This window comes from Massilia sp. Root335 (genome assembly GCF_001425685.1).
Classification (GTDB): domain Bacteria; phylum Pseudomonadota; class Gammaproteobacteria; order Burkholderiales; family Burkholderiaceae_D; genus Telluria; species Telluria luteola.
In genome coordinates this window covers 1-1,109 of sequence record NZ_LMCY01000053.1, presented here as the reverse complement: position 1 = coordinate 1,109, position 1,109 = coordinate 1, and the positions used below count along the sequence as shown (strand labels likewise).

The 1,109-nt window shown below is 65.2% G+C and carries 1 protein-coding gene; it reads right to left on the bottom strand.

The features are described from left to right. On the bottom strand, positions 1–1,109 hold a 1,109-nt coding region (locus ASC93_RS27285; RefSeq protein WP_056450184.1), incomplete at both ends, for a sodium/solute symporter.

The following is a 1,109-nucleotide window of genomic DNA, read 5'->3' as shown; positions in this document are numbered from 1 at the left end:
AGGAAGTGCAGGTCCATCATCGTCGGCAGGAACTTCAGGATGATCGAGAACACCAGGCCGCCGACGGTCGCGAACATCGCCGCGTCCGCCGTTGTCTTTTTCCAGAAGAAGCCCAGCAGGAACATGGCCAGGATGCCCGGCGAGACGAAGCCCGTGTATTCCTGGATGTACTGGAAGCCGCCCTTCTTGTCGATGCCCATCAACGGGGCGATCACGATGGCCAGCAGCATCGACACGATGACGGTCATGCGGCCGATCCACACCATCTTCTTCTCGCTGACGTCCGGATGCAGGCGCTTCTGGTAGATGTCGAGCGTGAAGATCGTGGCGATCGAGTTGGCCTTGCCGGCCAGCGACGCGACGACGGCGGCCGTCAGCGCGGCGAACGCGATGCCCTTGATGCCCGACGGGAGCATCGCCAGCAGCGTGGGGTAGGCGCGGTCCGGATTCAGTTCGCCGCCGACGCGCATGGCGTCGCCCAGCACGCCGGCACGGTCCAGCGCGAACGCGGCGATGCCCGGCATGACGACGATCATTGGCATCAGGAGCTTGAGGAACGCGGCGAACAGCAGGCCCTTGCGCGCGGTCGGCAGGTCGGCGCCGAGGGCGCGCTGCGTGATGTACTGGTTGCAGCCCCAGTAGTTCAGGTTGACGATCCACATGCCGCCGATCAGCGTCGACAGGCCCGGCAGGTCCATGTAGTTCTTGTTGTCGCGGCCCAGCACCATTTCGAAGTGGTCGCGGGTCGTGTTGTACAAGGTCGAGAAGCCCTGCAGCGCGCCGTGGCCCTGGCCCAGCTTGGCGACGAGGTCCAGCGCCAGCCACGTGGTCACGAGGCCGCCGATGACGAGGCAGGTCACCTGGATGACGTCGGTGTAGCCGATGACCTTCATGCCGCCCAGCGTGATGATGGCGGCGAAGACGGCCAGGAACAGCATGCAGGGCAGCACGCCGACGCCGGTGACGCTGCCGATGGCCAGCGCGCCCAGGTACAGGATCGAGGTCAGGTTGACGACGACGTACAGGCCGAGCCAGAACAGCGCCATCGTCGTGGCGACGGCCTTGCCGTAGCGCTGTTCGAGGAACTGCGGCATCGTGTAGATGCGGTT